The organism is Rhizobium sp. KNZ2-6A, assembly GCF_056755475.1.
The window spans coordinates 20,263-37,272 of the sequence record NZ_JBNDIC010000030.1; the positions used below are offsets into that span (position 1 = coordinate 20,263).

The following is a 17,010-nucleotide window of genomic DNA, read 5'->3' on the forward strand; positions in this document are numbered from 1 at the left end:
TACGACAAGCTCCCAACCCGTCGCCATTGCACCCCTCTGGCGCCGCGTCGAGACCATATTACGTTCTCAGATAATTACAAGAGTTGACAGATTTTTACAGATTTAGTAGCTCTGTCGCGCAGGAAATGCGCTATGCCCGCCGCTGGCCGGCATTCACAAAGGACGATGATGAAACTCTCTGTCGCCAACGATTCCGGTGCGGGCGCGACGCGCTTCGGCGACATCATCTATGAGAGGATCGTCGGCATGATCGCGGACGGGCAGTTTCCGGTGAACGAAAGACTGCCGGCGGAAGCCAAGCTCGCCGAGATGTTCGGCGCGTCACGGCCTGTCGTGCGCGACGCCCTCGAACGGCTGCGCGCCGACGGCTTGATCGTCTCGCGCAAGGGGTCCGGTTCCTATGTGCGCCAAAAGCCGGATTCCTCGGTCCTGAAAATGGTGCCGGTGGGATCGCTCGCCGACGTCCAGCGCTTCTTCGAATTTCGCGCCGGGCTCGAAGCGGAAGCGGCCGAGCTTGCGGCGCACAACTGGCAGCCTGATGACAAGGAGCGGATCACGGCGGCGCTTCAAAAGATCGAACAATGTCTTGGCGAGGGACGGCTCGGCGCGGAAGAGGACCAGGAGCTGCACGATGCGATTGCGATCGCCACCGGCAACCAGTTCCATATCACCGTCCGCGAATTGTTCAGGCCGCACTTCGCCATCGGTCACTCGGTGACCCGCAGCCTCAGTCTCAAGCGGACGCCGGAGCAGATCCGCAGCGTTCAGGACGAGCATGCTGTCATCGTGCAGGCGATCTTCGCGCGGCAGGAGACCGAAGCGCACGATGCGATGAAGCGGCACATACTGAATGCGCGCGCCCGCATGTTCCAGGGCGTTTAGGGAATTGAACGAGGCTCAAGCGAGGTGAAGGCTTCTTTAAGCGTCCTTGTTTTCGCCTCGATGGGTGATGAAGGGTAAGGTAGGAAGATGAGCATTGAAACCATGCGGCAGGCGCTGACCGGCGTATCCGGCGTTCCGGTCACGGCCTATGATGCAAATGGCAATGTAGAGCCGCAGGTGACCGCCAAGGTCTACCAGCGCGTGGCCGCAGCCGGCATTCACAACATCGTCGCGGCAGGCAATACCGGCGAGTTCTATGCGCTGACGCCGGAGGAAATCCGCCGCGTCCACGAAGCCGCGATAAAGGGCGTCGACGGCAAGGCACCGGTGACGGCCGCAATCGGCCGTTCCCTACGCGAGGCAATCGGCATGGCCAGGGATGCCGCTTCGATCGGCGCCTCTGCCGTCATGTCGCATCAACCGGTAGATCCTTTCGCCGCCCCTGCCGCGCAGATCGACTATTTCCGCGATCTGGCGGAGGCCTCGCCCCTGCCGCTTGTGGCCTATGTCCGTGCCGAAGGCTTCAGCGTCGATGACATGGTTCGTCTGGCAGGCCACGGCAACATTGCCGGCATCAAGTTCGCGACGACGGACCTGATGCTGCTTTCGCGGGCGATCGCCGCTGCCGATCCGAATGGCGCACTGTTCGTCTGTGGCCTGGCCGAAAGCTGGGCTCCGGCATTTGCCGCCGCCGACGCACGCGGCTTCACCTCCGGCCTCGTCAACGTCGCACCAAAGCTGTCGCTTGCCGTTCTCGCGGCCTTGGCGAAGGGAGACTTCGCCGCTGCCCGCGCCATCGTCAACAAGCTCGAGCCATTCGAGCGCATGCGCACGAAGTTTCGCAACGGTGCCAATGTCACGGTCGTCAAGGAAGCGGTCACTTTCTCCGGCCTGAATGTCGGCCCCGTTCGTGTTCCGGGATTGCCATGCCTTGATCAGAAGGATCGCGAGGAATTGTTTGCCCTGCTTCGTGCCTGGCGGGATGCAGGCGAGCTTTCTGCCGGCTGACGCGCGGCGTCGATATCTGCGAATTTCGTCGGGAACCCAACGTGACGCCGCCGAAAGATCGAGCTTCGGCGCCCAAAACGACATATGGGACGGGTGCCTGATGCCACAACGCTCCTATCCTCCTCTTCAGATCGACGCTAGAGGCGGGTGTCCGCCTAAAATCGGCAGCCACGCGGGTATCGGCGATGCCGGGCCTAAGTTGAAAAAGGGTCTTGAATTCTTGTAGTCCGCCGTGGCCTGCACTCTTCTCGTGGGTGCGACATTGGGTCGAATGAGATAGATGTTCGATACTCAGGGCCGCCTGATCGGCCAGAACGCGCAGCAATGTCCCATCGTCGAAATATGGAGCGACGAGCCAATGGTCACGACACGAGCCGTGCTGGCTGTCCTTGCTGCGTCACCAATTCGACCGCTTGCTTATCAAACGAGACAAAGGTTTCGCCGCCCAACCAATTACCCTCATAGGCCATGATCCCATCGGCAAAGTCACCGCCAGCTTCGAGGATCGCAAGCCCGGCCTCCACCGCGGGACGGTTCATCACGACATTGCCCGCGTCCAGCAAATCACGGATTGTCGCGGCTATATCTTCTTTTGACAACTTAGCGCCACGGCGCAGTATCCAAACGAGCTCACATAGGCACGGCAAGGAAACGGCGATTAATGACGCCTCCTTCAGAAGTTTGCCGGCAGTCTCCGCCTGCTTTGCGTCGTCCTGCAAAACAGCCCGAACTAAGATATTCGTATCGACGGATATCTTCATTCTTCTCCTGCCCAGCCAGAGGCGGCAATCTCATTCATTTCTCCGATCGTCAGCGGCTTTTTGATCTTGCCAGCATGCCGCCCGATGAATTTATCTATAGTCCCGGTTGGCCGGGCCGCCTTTACTCGAAGCTCACCGCCCGGGAGCTTGTCGAATTCGATCCGCTCTCCGGGTTTGATGCCTAGGTGCTGCAGCAAATCCCGCTTGAGCGTGACCTGACCTTTCATCGTTACAGCTAGAGACGTCATAGGAATTTTCTCCTTCGTAAGATCCATCCATATGGTAATTGAAATCCACATTACCAGCAAGCCGAATCAGAATATGGTCGTGTCAGTCGGCTGGACCGCGTGCGGGCGGAGGACGCTTTTTATCGACCTAGAAATCTGAGCGGCAATCTCCAAGCAGAAGCGGCGACGACAATGCCCAAGCTGTTTTGATCAAGCTAAAAGCCATTTTGCGCGACAGAGCAGAACGAACGGCTAGAGTCACTATGGGACACTGTCGGCGAACTTCGCGGCATGCGCATATGTCGCCAAGTGAAGTGGACGTGCTCTAGCAGAAGCTTATTGGCAAAGCGCAATGACAGGCGGCAATTTAATCATATTGAAGCGGTCCCATCGGCTTTGCGGTCCCCCAATACAAACTCATTTGTCCGGTGTAACGGCCTCAGCACTTATATTCCTGTCTGCGCTTCGTGACGACGGTCGTGGTTAGGGCGCGTGCACCGTAAACTGCAGATAGGCTGCAAGGCTGATTGCCGAAAGCGCCACGATGACGACTGGTTGGGAGAGGCTTTTGCTGATGGCCGCTAGCATCAGGCCGAGCAGGATGATAGCGCCCCCCAGCAATAGCCCCTTGTCGGCGATGGACAATGCAAGGGCGGACAGGCTGACGGCGGCGGCGACCATCGTGACCGGCATCTGGTTTTGCAGACCGTCACCCTGGCTCGTAAATGTGAGCAGGAACCTGTTCCAGCTCAAACCGAGGGAAATGCTCAAAAGCAGCGGTAGAAGAATAGGCAGCATGATGATCGTCTTCCAATGGGTCGATCATGGAGACGCAATTCACGTGCCAATGAATGCAGATGGCGATCCGGCCGGATAAAACGCCATGCCGGCATGAATGATTGCCTGTTTGGGCGGCGATCTGCTGTACTGTTCAGCACTCTCCTGGGATCGACGGGCTCAAGCTTCGCCAGATAAAGGAGCATTGGTTGACGAGGGCGGGATCGGTATCGGGATCGACAGTTTTTGAAGCTCAAGTCCATGACGCTTTCCGGATCGAGACGGAGTGGCCCCGAGAGATCATCGATAGCATGGTCCGTTTTGGGTGATAATCACATCCATCGGAATGTCGTTATGAAGCGGATGAATGGTCTCGATCCGTTGCGATTCGAAGCCGACGCCGATGATCAGCGGCTTGCGATCGAGGGCGGCGAGGGTTCTGTCGAAAAATCCGCCTCCATAACCAAGACGGAAGCAATGTGGATCGAAGCCGACGAGCGGCGCTATGACGATATCTGGAACGGTTTGCCTGCCTTTTGCCGGCACGGGAATGTTCCATACGCCGCGTTGAAGCCGCTCCCCCATCTTCCATGACCGGAATATCAAGGGTTTCGCCTTGGCGACGACCACCGGCAACAGGCAAACCGCGCCACGGGCCGTTGAAGTCGCCATCCATCCTCTAAGGTCCGGCTCTCCGAGGAACGGCCAAAACAGGCTGATATGTTTGCCGGCGATATCAGCGACGACCTGATCGAGATAGGTCGCGATCGAGCGCGTATATTCCTGGCGTTCTGCGAATGGCAGGGCCTTCCTGTCGTCGATCAGCCTTTGCCGCTGCACTTTTCGCCACGCGAAAATATCTAAGACCCGGCTCTCGTTGGACGGAATGCCGCTATAGACCGGGTCGGCTTCGTGCAGCATGCAGGCGGGGGATGCGTATTCGCGAGGTTCTTCATCCGCTTGATTTCGATCTGATTTTGCCATCCGCTCTTTAACGCTCCGTCCTAACGCTCGATATCGAAACATGCTTGAGCTGCGAGAATGATTTTTGTATAGGGAATGATAGGGCAGCTTAATTCCTGAATCGAGATCTTTTCATTGGACCTTTCATCGATCGAGATATTTTTGGCCGTCGCCGGTGCTCGCAGCGTGACGAAGGCTGCGAAAGCCGTCGGGCGCGTGCCATCGAACGTGACCACACGCATCCGGCAGCTGGAGGACGATCTAGGCGTCTTGCTCTTCAGCCGCGACGGCAAGAAGATGACGCTGACGAAAGAAGGCGAGACGTTTCAGCTCTATGCCAATCGACTTGCCGCGCTGGCGCTCGAAGCGCGTCAGGCGGTCAGGCCCCAGCCTCCATCGGGCACATTGCGCTTGGGAACGATGGAAAGCACGGCGGCGAGCCGGCTGCCCGCGGCGCTCAGCCAATTCAATCACATGTGGCCGGATGTATCGCTCCAACTGACCCTTGGCTCCTCCCGTGACCTTGCCCGAGATGTTCTGAACGACGTACTGGACTGTGCGCTGATTGCCTTGCCGCCAAAAGCGATGTTGGATGACGATGCGAGTTTTGAGGCCGATCTCACGCAACTCGAGGCCGAACCGGTATTTGTCGAGGATCTCTTGCTCGTCTTGCCATCCGGGCATCCATCAATCCGATCGGCCGCCGACCTGCGGGTCGGATCGATCGCCGCCCTGGAACCCGGATGCACTTATCGGCGGATTGCGGAAGGTTGGGCGCGCAAGTCGAGCACTTTGCCAACGACCGAACTCGGCTCCTACCACGCCATCCTGGCAAGCGTGGCGACCGGCAATGCGGCCGGTGTCATGCCGAAATCGGTCCTTGACCTCATGCACTGGCCGATGACGTCGGCGACGCACCAACTCGCCACGGTCGACACGATCCTGATCTCCCGCAAAAATGATCGCCCGAGCGCGTTCAATGCGTTTCATGAGGTCCTCAGCGCCACCAGGGGCAAGGGTCCGCGGCTGGTGCCGAACTAACCCTATCCCGTCGCCCAGCCACGAAATATCCTTCCGAAAAACTGGTTTCATATGCAGCATCCAAAGTCCCCCAAGGCGGGATCTAGCCGGTTTCGCCTGTTTTCGCCGATCCTTGCCGGAGCGACCTTACGCGAACGGCTGATCGCGTGTCTTGGCGCCTTGATCGGTATCGGTCTGACTGGGGTCATCAGTGGCTATCTTTTCGGGCAGGGGCCGCAGCTTCCGCTCATCGTCGCCCCGATGGGGGCGTCTGCGGTGCTGCTTTTCGCGGTTCCGGCAAGCCAGCTCGCCCAGCCGTGGTCGATCATCGGCGGCAATACTATTTCGGCGATGATGGGTATCATCGCGGCCTATTTCATCCGTGATCCGATCATCGCGATCGGCGTCGGCGTCTCGCTTGCGATCGGGGCGATGTCGTTTACCCGATGCCTGCATCCGCCCGGTGGTGCTGCCGCCTTGACCGCCGTTCTCGGCGGACCGGTCGTCGCGGGCTGGGGTTTCCTGTTTCCCTTCGTGCCGGTCTGCTTGAATTCCTGCATACTCGTCGGCCTCGGTCTGGCGTTTCACAAGCTCTCCAGGCGCAACTACCCGCATGTGGTTGCAAAGCCGGCCGAGAACACCCATCAGACACGCGATCTGCCGCCGCCCTTGCGCGTCGGCTTTCGCGAGGACGACGTCGATGCCGCCCTGGGCGTGTTCGACGAGACCTTCGATATCGATCGGGCAGACCTCAGCCGCCTGTTGCGGCAGGTCGAATTGCAAGCGGCGGTGCGGTCGCATGGAGACATAAGCTGCGCCGACATCATGTCGCGCGATGTCATCGCCATTGGCGAGGATGAAGAGCCGGATCACGCACGACATCTTCTCTTGAAGCACAATATCCGCACCTTGCCGGTGAGGGACCGCGAGGGTCGTCTGATCGGCACGGTCGGCCTGCGCGAACTCTCGGGCAGCTCTGACACCATCGTGAGCGTCGTATCGAAACCGGCCGTGGCCGATGCCGCCGATCCCGCCTTGTCGCTGTTGCCTGTTCTGACGGACGGACGGACGCATGCGGTCATCGTCGTCGATGCCGACTGGCGCATCCTTGGCCTGATATCGCAGACGGATCTTCTGAGTGCCATGGCACGGCTTCTGCCGATGAGCGATACCCCGGCATCGGTTGTCGCCTGATTCGCGTGCGAATGCTGCCCGATTCTACTGCCTGGTGATGAAATCCCTGAGCACGATGGCGTGATTGTGCTCGCTGTCCTTCGCACCATAAATAAGCGTCGCCTCCGATTGCCCGATCTGGTTTTTAAGCTTTTCCACCGCTTCCGCGTTCTTTTTGAGCTCATCCCGGTAGCGACGGCGAAACTCGTCCCATTTGTTCGGATCGTGACCGAACCATCGCCGCAACTCGGCGCTTGGCGCGACGTCCTTCAGCCAGCTGTCGATATGGGCATCGTTCTTGGCGATACCGCGCGGCCACAATCGGTCGACAAGGATACGTTTGCCGTCACGGTCGTCCGCGGGTTCATAAATTCGCTTGATGCGCACGGATATATCGGATCTCCGTCTTCAGCATATGTCGTCGCGAGACTGCACAGGCATTTCACGCCTGCGCGCGGCGTAGCTCCGTCGGTGATTGCCCAAATAGCCGTCGGAACAACCTGGCAAAGTGCGACGCACTGTCAAAACCCACTTCAAGTGCAATTTCAATGAGCGGCGCCTGTGTCTGAAGAACCAGCTGCTTGGCGCGTTCCATGCGAATGCGCGTATAGACGGCTCCGGGAGAGGTCTTCATTTCCTCCAGGAACAGGCGCTCGAGTTGTCGCCGGGACAGGCCAACGGATGCGGCAAGATGCTCCGTCGGCACGACGTCTTCGATATGGCTTTCCATGGTGATGAGCACCGCTTTCAGACGCGGGTCCTGGCATTCGATGGCGAGCGGCTTGCGCGGCTGGATATCCAGCCCGGATCGCGCCCGCTCGATTTGCAGCACTTCCAGAGCGTTGCGTTCAGCGTCCCTGCTGATATGCCGTCTGACAAGGAAAGCGGCCATATCGGCCGCGCTGCTGCCGCCGGCGCACGATCCGCGGCTGCGATCGAGATTGAACAGGCGGTCGGAACGAACCGGATTATCGGGGAACTGCTCTCGATAAGCCTGATAATGCAGCCAGCTGACGCAGGTCTGGTGCGTTTTCATCAGGCCGAGCCGCGCCAGAATGAAGGTGCCGGTGCAAACGCCGATCAGCGGGATTTTTTGAGCCGCGGCCTTCTTCAGATAATCGGCGGTCTGATTGTCGATCGTGATGTCCGTGTTCAAAAGCCCACCGACGACGACGATATAGTCGAATTCAAGCGGGGCGATAAAGTCCGATGTCGGCGCGACCTGAACACCGCAGCTGGAGGTGATGAGATGCCGGGTACTGCCCAACACCTGCCAGTCGGCCATGACCCTGCCGGATTTATCAGCCTCGTCGCTTGCCAGTCTCAGCGTATCGATAAACAGCGCGAAGGCGGAAAGGGTAAACGACCGCGCGAGAATAAATCCGACCTTCAAGGGACCATGCTTCAATTCTTGCTTGCCGGATTTCATCAAATGCCTCGCCTGTCCAAGCCCTTCTATTTGATCTGGAAACCATACGCCAAGGGATTCCGATCGTCGACGAAGATCGGTGTTGTGACCAATGACGCGCGTCCATCCTCTAACGCTCAGCTTGATGCCCCCGAAGTGTCCGATGTCGGCCTCGACGCGCCCCCCTCGAATATGGGACGCGCCTGACCGTGATTGTCGATGCCGTTTTGCAAGAGATGGCCGGCTGCTTGCTTCTCCGCAATGTCTTGATAGACTTCGGTTAAATGCTTCAAGCATGGCCTCTGCGAGCAACACGCAAACGAGCAGTTGGGGTTGGGATGAGGATTGTTACTCTGGATCATTTCGCCCGCTGTGTCGGGGAAGGATTCGAAATCGATATGGGGGGAGGCGCTCTTGTTCTGACGCTGACCGAGGCGCGACCTCTGCCTGAACGGGGTATCAAGGGAATGATGCGAGCGCCGTTTTCATTGCTGTTCCGCAGCATGTCAAAGATCCTGCTGCCGCAGCAGATTTACAGGCTGAACAACGCCACGCTTGGAATTCTCGACATATTCCTGGTTCCCGTCGCCAGAGATAAGGACGGGATCATCTATCAGGCAATCTTCAATTGATGCCTGACGATTGAGGCGTCGATTTCAACGGGAGCTGATGCGAGCGCCATTCCATGCCGATGTGGGTATCGGTGCTTTCGACCTCCGTGAAGCCTAGGGCCTGATAGAGGCCGTGCGCGCGCCTGTTGTTTCGATCAACATGCAGGACGATTCCCAGGCTGTTTCCTGCCGTTACCGAATCTTGAATGGCTTTCAGCGTCGCGGAGCCCAAGCCCTGACCACGCCATTCGGGTAGCAAGCCAATATCGACAATATGCCAGATGTCCGCCTCGAGATCGATGTAGAGACGGCCGATGGCAATGCCGTCCTTTTCGATGATCAGGAACGCGGTTTGCGGAAAGGCTGCGATGTAATAACGATGTTGAAGGTCAAACTGCTGGTCGAGAAATGCGTGTCTGTCGTCCTGCGACCACGGTGTCCGGGCCAGTTCATTCTCCCGGAACGACCGATAGAGCTGGCGCAGAAATGAAAGGTCCTCCAGGGTTGCAGGACGCAGGATGCAAGCTGGAACTGAGAGCTGATGGCGGCTTGTTCGGGCCGGAAACTCTGGCAGCAAACCTATCACTGCAGCTATCATCAATCGAAGGTGGGATAGACGCCGCTTAGCGCGATGCAGAAGTTGACCGCGAGATAAGGCTGACGGTTTTCATGGGGCTGGCCCCCGCCCGCAATTCCGATGACGTTCGGTGCAAACTGCGTGTTCGGTTGGGCATTGGGGAGAAACGGACTGCTCAAATCCGGCAGGCTGAGCGCATCGCCGGTACTCGGCGAGGCGGCACGCTTGGATGTGTCGCCTTGATTATAGAGGGTCAGGGAGTGCGTGTGCGCCGGCATTTCCGCCTGGGTCAGCGTTATGTCGTTGCTGCCAAAGGTGTTGCCGGCGATGCGTTGCGTCAGGCCGAAACCTTGCCCCTGGTTGCAGCCTGCACGATTGGCAAAGTTGGGCAGCCGGAACGTGTGCATACCATCGCCGCCATATTGGGTGCTGATCAGGGAAAAAAGCTGGTTGTTTTGTTGGATCGTGAGCAGTGAGCCGTTACACGATGCCCAGCCGGAAGGCGCAAAGTCGAAACCGAACAGTTGGATCTCGCCGATGAAAGGTTGTGTCATAGCAACGTCCTTGATGGCTTAGGCGTGGTTCGGTGAGGGAAAGATACCGTCCCCTGCGATGCAATACTGTACCGTCAGCGTCGGCATCGTATTGTCATGCATGATCGTCGATCCGGTTGACTGCGTTGCCGTCTGTGATGTTGTGATCGGAGTGGCTCCACTTATGTCCGTGGCATACATCGTATCTCCGCTCAGCGCGGCGAGCTCGACCGACGAGCCTATCGATGTGCCGTCCGCTGAGCCAGTGGTGGCAAGATATGGATGCGTGTGGGACGGTATTTGCGTGGGCAGAAGCGTGATGTTCTCGCTGCCGGCGGATTGGCCGATCACATAGGTCGACAGGCTTGGTCCGGTGCCCTGATGTATCGGCACACGCCCGGAAAGATTGGGGGTCGCAAAGGTGGTTATTCCATCGCCGCCATACGTCGTCCCAATAAGCGTGAACAACTTGTCATATTGGGAAATAGGTTGCAGGGAATTGTCGCAGGGCAGCCACCCACTGGGCACTCGGTGAAAACCAAACAACCGGATTTCTCCAACAAAGGGTGTACTCATCGTTGATCCTCCAAGCGGTGAGTGGATAAAAGGCGATCAGCTGCTGGACGGAACGACACCCGACAGCGCTATGCAATAATTGATCACGTCGTAAGGCTGCATGTTGTCGTGGGGCTGGCCATTGCCGACCGCCGTTACAGTCTGGCTCGACAATGTGACCTGGTCGCCACTGGATGCGCCGTAGATATTGGCGCTGTTGGTTCCATAAAGCCCATTGCTCGGGCTCCGCGCGGTGCCGTCGCTGGTCGTTCCCGTCGCCAGATGAATGTGCTCAGGCAATTGCTGATCCAGCAAAGTCACACTTTCAACGCCGCCGGTTGCGCCGATCGCATAAGGCGTCGGCTGCCATGCGGCATCGTAGGATGACCCAAATCCGACCGGCGTGCGGCTTTGCAGATTGGGCAGAGCGAACGTCGTCTTTCCGTCGCCGCCATAAATCGTTCCCAATAACCTGAACAGGTTCTGGTTCTGGGCAATATCGAGGAATTGACCGTCGCACAGGGCAAAGCCTCTTGGCGCGAACGGAAAACCCGTAAGCATGATCTGGCCGAGAAAGAATTCCGACATACCAAACCTCTGCATATTTCAATGATATTGAATAGTCTCATCATCATTCAATCATTGCGGTAAATGCAAGGGCAAATTTGACTATCTCAGGTATAAAAATTTGATCGCTTTTTTAATTTTTTAATACTCAAAATTGTGTATCAGATAAAGGCAAGCAGACATGTCGGGTGTTTAAATAATCGCGGAAATTTAAGGATAGAGATGAAGATATTCACGAGCTCTGTAAGTTGTCGATTTGCGAAATAAGGCTGGTTGTCTGCCCTTAAAGCGGAAAGTTCGCAAAACGAGCTTTCGCTTGCTTTGGTTGGACTTAAAAAGGGTGTGACCAGCCGCGATCGGACGACGTGAAGCGTCACTATCGAGCTGTTTTCCAGCCGGATCGGCAAGGCTTGACCGGCGCCGACGAAACCCTAAGGCATCGTCTAAAACTTCTTGGCTGCAGCGACCTTGGCGCCAACGGATTTCTGCCCGTCGCCTTCGATGTTGAAGAGCAGGCTTGTGTCGAGCATCCAGAAATTCGTGGTCTGCAGTTGCAACCCGGCGGTAACGGCACCGAAGGCACCGGCACCGTCGAGGCCGGAGAAGCCGCCGGTGAGGCCGAGCTTCGGTGTCAGCTTGGTGTCGTTCTCCAGCACGAAGGACCGGGCGATCTCGGCGCCCAGGCTGACACGGAATTGATCCTCGTTGAAACCGTCAATGGCAATGGCATCGCCCGAGCTATTCTTGACGCTATAGTCGTCGACCTTTTCCGAGAAGTAGATTGCCCTGAGCTTCGGCGAGATTGTCGTGTCCTCGTCGAGGTTCCACTGCCCCTCGATGGAGGTATCGGCCATCCATCGCGTCGTCTTGAAATTGCCGTCCCAGAACTGGGTGTCGATCGTGTTGCTGGATCCGCCATAGCGCAGGCTGCCGTTCCAGAACACGCCCTTGCCGATCTCCAGCGAAGCATAGGGTCCCGCAAGCCAGCCGTTACCCGTCAGCTCGGCGTCCTCATCGGTCGGATCCGTCATGCGGTCATAATGAAGGGACAGGCCGATCAGCGCACGGTCGGAGATCAGGTAATCCGCCCCCATGTTGATCATGGCAAAGCTGCCCCACTTGCTGGTGCTGTCGTTCTTGTTCTTGTCGTCATGGGCAAGAAAGGCGCCGCCGATCCAGACGTTGAAGGGCGCGGAAGCGGCATCCGCATCGCCGCCGGCTGCCCGTATCTGCGACAGGCTGGTGGAAAAGCCGAGCGTCATGCCCTCCTGCGACGGCATCATGCGCGCGGTGATCGGATCGGTCGCCTTCTGCATCTGCCGGCGCTGCAGCAGCCCCGGCACCTCGATCGTATTGGCGATCATGTTCTGCCGGGACCGTACGAAATCATGCACGAGATTGTCGATATCCTCTGCCACCTTGCCGGCGTCGTAGCTGACATTATAGGTGACGGTCGCTGTATTGGAGGTCCCAAGCGCGCTGACGAGCTTGTAGCCGACGCGGATCTGGCCGGAATAGGCCGGGTTCAGCGTATAGTGCAGATACCAGCCGACCGGGCCTGCTACTGGGCCTGCCTGCGCTAGCTGCCCCTGGATGATCGTCGCCGTGCCGGCATTGGCGGGTTCCACGAATGCAAGGACGCCGGACGTGAAGGGCCCGCCGGTCGCGCCGCGATTGAGGTAGACGTCGGGAGGCGTCGATCCTGCCGGCACGTTGACGACCATGTCGAGAACAGTGACCGATTGGTTTCTGACCTTCAGCGTATAGGAAGCGGTCCCGGTTGCGCCGTTGCCATCGCGAACCTGGATGGTGAAGCTGTAGTCGCCTTGCGTGCCGGCCGCCAGCGGACCGGTCAGCTGACCGGTCGAGATATTGAGCACAAGGCCGTTCGGCAAGGCGCCGGAGGCAAGACTGTAGATCTTCGCACCGGTTCCGCCGGTTGCCGAAATCTGCTGACTATAGGCCTCGCCCGCCATGGCATCGCTCAGCGCTCCGCCGGCCGGCGAGAAGACGAAGGCAGTCGGCGGCGGTGCAATTGCGATCGTATAGGCGGCAGACGTCGTTGCGCTGTTGGCGTCGGTGGCGGTGATGGAGAAGCTGTAATTGCCCGAGGTCGTCGGCGTGCCGGTGATCGCGCCTGTCGCATGGTTGAGCGTCAGCCCGGCCGGCAGCGTGCCGGTGGCGCTGTAGCTGTAGGGGCTGGTTCCGCCTGACGCGGTGACCGTCTGGCTGTAGGCCGTACCGACCATGCCAGCCGGCAGGGTGCCGCTTGCCGGCGAGAATAACAGCGTCGGTGGCGTGATCGTCACGCTCACCGTTGCTGGCGCCGAAGTGCCGGAGCCATTGGTTGCGGTATAGATGAAGCTGTCCGAACCGCTATAGCCCGATGCCGGCGCATAGGTGATGGACGTTCCCGATGCGGTCGCCGTCCCATGGCTGGCGCCGGTTGCGATCGCAACCGAGGCCGCCGTTCCGCCGGTGATGTTGAGCGTGATCGGATTGTTCGACGAATTGGCGGCAACGGTTGCGGCAACATTGCCCGCGATCGGCGCCTGGACGCCGACAATCAGACTGTAGGGGCGAGATGCCGTGAACGGTCCCGAGCCACCCGAACTATCGGTGGCGGTGACCGTGAAGTTGAATGTGCCGGATGCCGTCGGGGTACCGGAGAGGACGCCGGCTGACGAAAACGCCAGGCCTGTCGGAAGCGCGCCGGCCGACAGGCTGTAGGTGTAGGGACTTGTGCCGCCCGAAGCCGCGATGGTCTGGCTGTAGGCAGTGGCAACGGTCGCGGCCGGCATCGTTGCCGGCGCGATCGTGATCGTTGGTGCGCCGATGGTGATGCTATAGGCCTGTGAGCCGGTAAACGAGAGGCTGTCCTTCGCGGTGATGGTGAAGTTGAATGTGCCGCCCGTCGTCGGGGTGCCGGAAAACACGCCGCCCGAGGAAAAGGCCACACCCGCCGGAAGGGTGCCAGCCGTCAGCGAATACGTATAGCCGCCGGTACCGCCCGAGGCCGTAAGCGTCTGACTATAGGCGGTTCCGGCCGTGCCGGCCGCCAAGGTCGCCGGCGCGATCGTAATCGTTGGTGCGCCGATGGTGATGCTATAGGCCTGTGAGCCGGTAAATGAGTGGCTGTCCGTCGCGGTGACGGCAAAGTTGAAGGTCCCGTTCGCTGTCGGAACGCCGGAGAGTACACCGCCCGAGGAAAACGCTATGCCCGGCGGAAGGGTGCCAGCCGTCAGCGAATAGCTGTAGCCGCCGCTGCCGCCCGAGGCCGTGAGGGTCTGGCTATAGGCGGTTCCGGCCGTGCCGGCCGGCAGGGTTGCCGGCGTAATCGTAATCGTCGGTGCGCCGATGGTGATGCTATAGGCCTGCGAGCCGGTAAACGAATGGCTGTCCCTAGCGGTGACGGTAAAGTTGAAGGCGCCACCCGTCGTTGGTATGCCGGAGAGCACGCCCCCCGAGGAAAGCGCTATGCCCGGCGGAAGGCCGCCAGTCACGCTATAGGTGTAGGTGCCGCTGCCGCCCGAGGCCGTGAGCGTCTGGCTGTAAGCGGTTCCGCCCGTGCCGGGCGGCAGCGTTGCCGGCGTGATCGTAATCGTCGGGGCAGCAATCGTAAACGTGTAGGCCTGCGAGCCCGTGAAGGGGCCTGTACCCGTGGAGCTGTCGGTTGCAGCGATGGTGAAGTTGAAGGGCCCAGCCTCCGTCGGCGTACCGGAAAGTAAGCCGGCCGAGGAAAGCGCCACGCCATCGGGAAGCGCGCCGGACGCCAGGCTATAGGTATAGGAACCGGTGCCGCCCGAGGCCGTCAGGGTCTGGCTGTAGGCCGTTTCCGCCGTCGCGGAAGGCAAGGAGGTGGGGCTGATCGCGATCGTCGGCGGCGAAACGGTTAAACTGTAAGCTCTCGAACCGGTGAACGGTCCGGTTCCGGTGGAGCTGTCCGTCGCCGCGACCGTGAAGTTGAACAAGCCTCCTGCCGTCGGCGTACCGATCAGGGTACCGCTTGAAGACAAAGTAAGCCCCGCGGGAAGAGCGCCTGCGGTGACCGCAAAACTATAGGAGCTGATGCCACCTGATGCGGTAATGGTTTGATTGTAGGCCGCAGCCACGGTCGCAGCCGGAAGCGACGCCGGCGCAACCGTGATCGTCGGTGGTGCAATGGTCAGCGTATAGGCCCTGGAACCCGTGAAAGGCGCCCCTGTACCAGTCGAACTATCCGTTGCCGTGATGGTGACGTTGAATGAGCCTCCCGCCGTCGGCGTGCCAGCGAGTACACCTCCCGGTGAGAGCGTCAAACCGGCGGGAAGACCACCTGAGGTGACCGCAAAGCTATAGGAACTGGTGCCACCCGATGCCGTGATGGTTTGGTTGTAAGGGGTTCCGACCGTCCCCGCAGACAAAGAGGATGGGCCTACCGAGATCGTCGGGGGAGCGATAGTTATACTATACGCCTGTGAATCGGTGAATGGCCCAGTACCCGTCGAGCTGTCCGTTGCGGTGATGGTAAAATTATATGTGCCCGCCCCCGTCGGCGTGCCGGAAATAGCGCCGGTCGTTGCCGACAGGTTCAAACCGCTCGGAAGGGAGCCGGCGGCGATCGTATAGGTGTAGGGGGTGGTGCCGCCGCTGGCACTGACGGCCTGGCTATAGGTCGTTCCGATAGTGCCGGATGTAAGCGTCGACGGGCCAAGCGAGATTATGGGTGGGCTGACGGTTATCGTCACAGTTGCCGGCGCGGAAGTGCCGCCGGCATTGGTCGCCGTATAGGTGAAACTATCCGGGCCGGAATAGCTTGCTGTCGGCGTATAGGTGATGGACGTGCCGCTGGCCGTGGCCGTTCCGTGGGACGCCTGGGTTCCGATCGCCACCGAGGTGGCTGCTCCCCCCGACAGGTTCAGCGTGATCGGATTTGAACTGCTGCCATGGCTCACTGTTGCGCTGACCGGACCGACAACGGGTGCCGGCACAGTGGGCGCAATGGCAATATTGACCGTGAAAGATATCCCGCCCGCATCCACCAGGGTGAAGCTGTCGCTGGTGGCTCCATCGCCATTATTTGTGTAGATGAACGCCCCTCCAGCGGCATTGTAACCACTTATCGAGCCGTGTTGCGGAGAGGTGACGCCCGGATCGTTAATAGGATTAAGGCCAGCGCCATTGCACTCGCTGCCGATGGTGACATTCAGCGCCCCGCCGGATGCCATCGGGCTTGTCGACGGCACCGTATGAGAATCGGGGAAGTTGAAGACCGTGCACGCGGCGTAAGCCACACTTGGAGCTGAGAGCGACAAGCCGGAGCAGAATAGAGTAACGAGCAGCGCCAGCTTAAGCAGCAGCGTATAAGTGCGCGTGCCGGCAGCAATAGACCTTGCGGTTACTTCAAAGACCTGCTCCGCCTTCCGCATGATGCTGCGCGGCTGGGTCTTGACAAGATCATTTCGCGGGATGCAAGTATCGTCCCTGGAGCAGGTTTCTCTTCCGACTGGTCCGATAGCCAGCTGTACGTCGCTTGTCATTTGCCCAACCCGAAGACCGAGCATACTCCGCTACGAAAAGCAGGAAGTTGCTCTTGCTTGCCCGTCCGCATTGTGGCTGACGCCCCTCAACTCAATCACTGTTGTATCGGAAGAGACTTTAAAGGCAATTTTGAATTGTCGAAAAACATAGGGACTAGTCCGTCTGAAATTAATTATTCAATCAAATGTTGTAGATTAGCAACATCGCGGATTATGACCGTTCCGGGCGGTATTCGAGTCAATGGAAAGGTAAGCTATGGCAGGCGCCTTTCAGGCGCGGTCGGCCAGAACAACTCTTCCGCTGGTTTTGATGTTACCGCGCGCCGGACTGGCTCGCCCGTATCGCTGACGGCCCGTCGTGGGTACCTCTGTCGTATATGTGGCCGACTATGCAGGCCGGGCCTGACCGGGCTTTGATTGACGGCGCCA

Annotated in this window: 16 protein-coding genes; 5 read left to right on the forward strand and 11 right to left on the reverse strand. The window is 59.2% G+C overall.

What is annotated here, in order from left to right:
• The first annotated feature begins 168 nt into the window (after positions 1 to 168).
• Positions 169 to 882: a FadR/GntR family transcriptional regulator gene (locus ACPYOP_RS20090; protein WP_481412156.1), complete on the forward strand. Its 714-nt coding sequence runs from the start codon at positions 169 to 171 to the stop codon at positions 880 to 882.
• A gap of 87 nt (positions 883 to 969) precedes the next feature.
• The gene (locus ACPYOP_RS20095) at positions 970 to 1,890 is read left to right on the forward strand and encodes a dihydrodipicolinate synthase family protein (RefSeq protein WP_481412102.1); all 921 of its coding nucleotides are present in this window, start codon (positions 970 to 972) and stop codon (positions 1,888 to 1,890) included.
• 362 nt (positions 1,891 to 2,252) lie between these two features.
• Here the strand turns inward: ACPYOP_RS20095 and ACPYOP_RS20100 are convergent, their stop codons facing one another.
• The 4 genes from ACPYOP_RS20100 to ACPYOP_RS20115 form a co-directional block, all read right to left on the reverse strand.
• Positions 2,253 to 2,651 carry a type II toxin-antitoxin system VapC family toxin gene (locus ACPYOP_RS20100; RefSeq protein ID WP_481412103.1) on the reverse strand — a complete coding sequence of 133 codons (399 nt, stop codon included), beginning with the start codon at positions 2,649 to 2,651 and terminating at the stop codon, positions 2,253 to 2,255.
• A complete protein-coding gene (locus ACPYOP_RS20105; RefSeq protein WP_481412104.1) occupies positions 2,648 to 2,899 on the reverse strand; it encodes an AbrB/MazE/SpoVT family DNA-binding domain-containing protein in 252 nt (83 codons plus the stop codon). Before ACPYOP_RS20105 ends, ACPYOP_RS20100 begins: the two co-directional genes overlap by 4 nt.
• Positions 2,900 to 3,361: 462 nt before the next feature.
• Positions 3,362 to 3,676, reverse strand: coding sequence for a hypothetical protein (locus ACPYOP_RS20110; protein ID WP_481412105.1), 315 nt, complete (start codon positions 3,674 to 3,676; stop codon positions 3,362 to 3,364).
• Between the two features lie 279 nt (positions 3,677 to 3,955).
• Positions 3,956 to 4,576 (reverse strand): 5-formyltetrahydrofolate cyclo-ligase, encoded by a 621-nt coding sequence (locus tag ACPYOP_RS20115; RefSeq protein ID WP_481412106.1) that lies wholly within the window; start codon positions 4,574 to 4,576, stop codon positions 3,956 to 3,958.
• A gap of 177 nt (positions 4,577 to 4,753) precedes the next feature.
• Between ACPYOP_RS20115 and ACPYOP_RS20120 the strand changes: the two genes are divergently transcribed.
• Both ACPYOP_RS20120 and ACPYOP_RS20125 read left to right on the forward strand, forming a co-directional pair.
• Positions 4,754 to 5,659 (forward strand): LysR family transcriptional regulator, encoded by a 906-nt coding sequence (locus ACPYOP_RS20120; protein WP_481412107.1) that lies wholly within the window; start codon positions 4,754 to 4,756, stop codon positions 5,657 to 5,659.
• 51 nt (positions 5,660 to 5,710) lie between these two features.
• Positions 5,711 to 6,832 carry an HPP family protein gene (locus tag ACPYOP_RS20125; RefSeq protein ID WP_481412108.1) on the forward strand — a complete coding sequence of 374 codons (1,122 nt, stop codon included), beginning with the start codon at positions 5,711 to 5,713 and terminating at the stop codon, positions 6,830 to 6,832.
• A gap of 24 nt (positions 6,833 to 6,856) precedes the next feature.
• On the opposite strand, the gene ACPYOP_RS20130 is transcribed toward ACPYOP_RS20125, so the two are convergent.
• Both ACPYOP_RS20130 and ACPYOP_RS20135 read right to left on the reverse strand, forming a co-directional pair.
• Positions 6,857 to 7,204 (reverse strand): DUF488 domain-containing protein, encoded by a 348-nt coding sequence (locus ACPYOP_RS20130; protein ID WP_481412157.1) that lies wholly within the window; start codon positions 7,202 to 7,204, stop codon positions 6,857 to 6,859.
• A gap of 49 nt (positions 7,205 to 7,253) precedes the next feature.
• On the reverse strand, positions 7,254 to 8,240 hold the full coding sequence (locus ACPYOP_RS20135) for a GlxA family transcriptional regulator (protein ID WP_481412109.1): 987 nt from the start codon (positions 8,238 to 8,240) through the stop codon (positions 7,254 to 7,256).
• A gap of 317 nt (positions 8,241 to 8,557) precedes the next feature.
• On the opposite strand from ACPYOP_RS20135, the gene ACPYOP_RS20140 reads away from it, so the two are divergent.
• Positions 8,558 to 8,851, forward strand: a complete 294-nt coding sequence (locus tag ACPYOP_RS20140) for a DUF6916 family protein (RefSeq protein ID WP_481412110.1) — start codon at positions 8,558 to 8,560, stop codon at positions 8,849 to 8,851.
• Here the strand turns inward: ACPYOP_RS20140 and ACPYOP_RS20145 are convergent.
• The 5 genes from ACPYOP_RS20145 to ACPYOP_RS20165 all read right to left on the reverse strand — a co-directional run bounded on the left by ACPYOP_RS20145 (position 8,844) and on the right by ACPYOP_RS20165 (position 16,470).
• Positions 8,844 to 9,416, reverse strand: a complete 573-nt coding sequence (locus ACPYOP_RS20145) for an N-acetyltransferase family protein (RefSeq protein ID WP_481412111.1) — start codon at positions 9,414 to 9,416, stop codon at positions 8,844 to 8,846. The genes ACPYOP_RS20140 and ACPYOP_RS20145 overlap by 8 nt on opposite strands.
• Before the next feature lie 11 nt (positions 9,417 to 9,427).
• Entirely contained in the window at positions 9,428 to 9,961 is a 534-nt protein-coding gene (locus tag ACPYOP_RS20150) for a phage tail protein (RefSeq protein ID WP_481412112.1), read from the reverse strand.
• An 18-nt stretch (positions 9,962 to 9,979) separates the two neighbouring features.
• Positions 9,980 to 10,516: a phage tail protein gene (locus ACPYOP_RS20155; protein WP_481412113.1), complete on the reverse strand. Its 537-nt coding sequence runs from the start codon at positions 10,514 to 10,516 to the stop codon at positions 9,980 to 9,982.
• Between the two features lie 36 nt (positions 10,517 to 10,552).
• Positions 10,553 to 11,083: a phage tail protein gene (locus tag ACPYOP_RS20160; protein WP_481412114.1), complete on the reverse strand. Its 531-nt coding sequence runs from the start codon at positions 11,081 to 11,083 to the stop codon at positions 10,553 to 10,555.
• A 422-nt stretch (positions 11,084 to 11,505) separates the two neighbouring features.
• Positions 11,506 to 16,470: a putative Ig domain-containing protein gene (locus ACPYOP_RS20165; RefSeq protein WP_481412115.1), complete on the reverse strand. Its 4,965-nt coding sequence runs from the start codon at positions 16,468 to 16,470 to the stop codon at positions 11,506 to 11,508.
• Between the last annotated feature and the right edge of the window lie 540 nt (positions 16,471 to 17,010).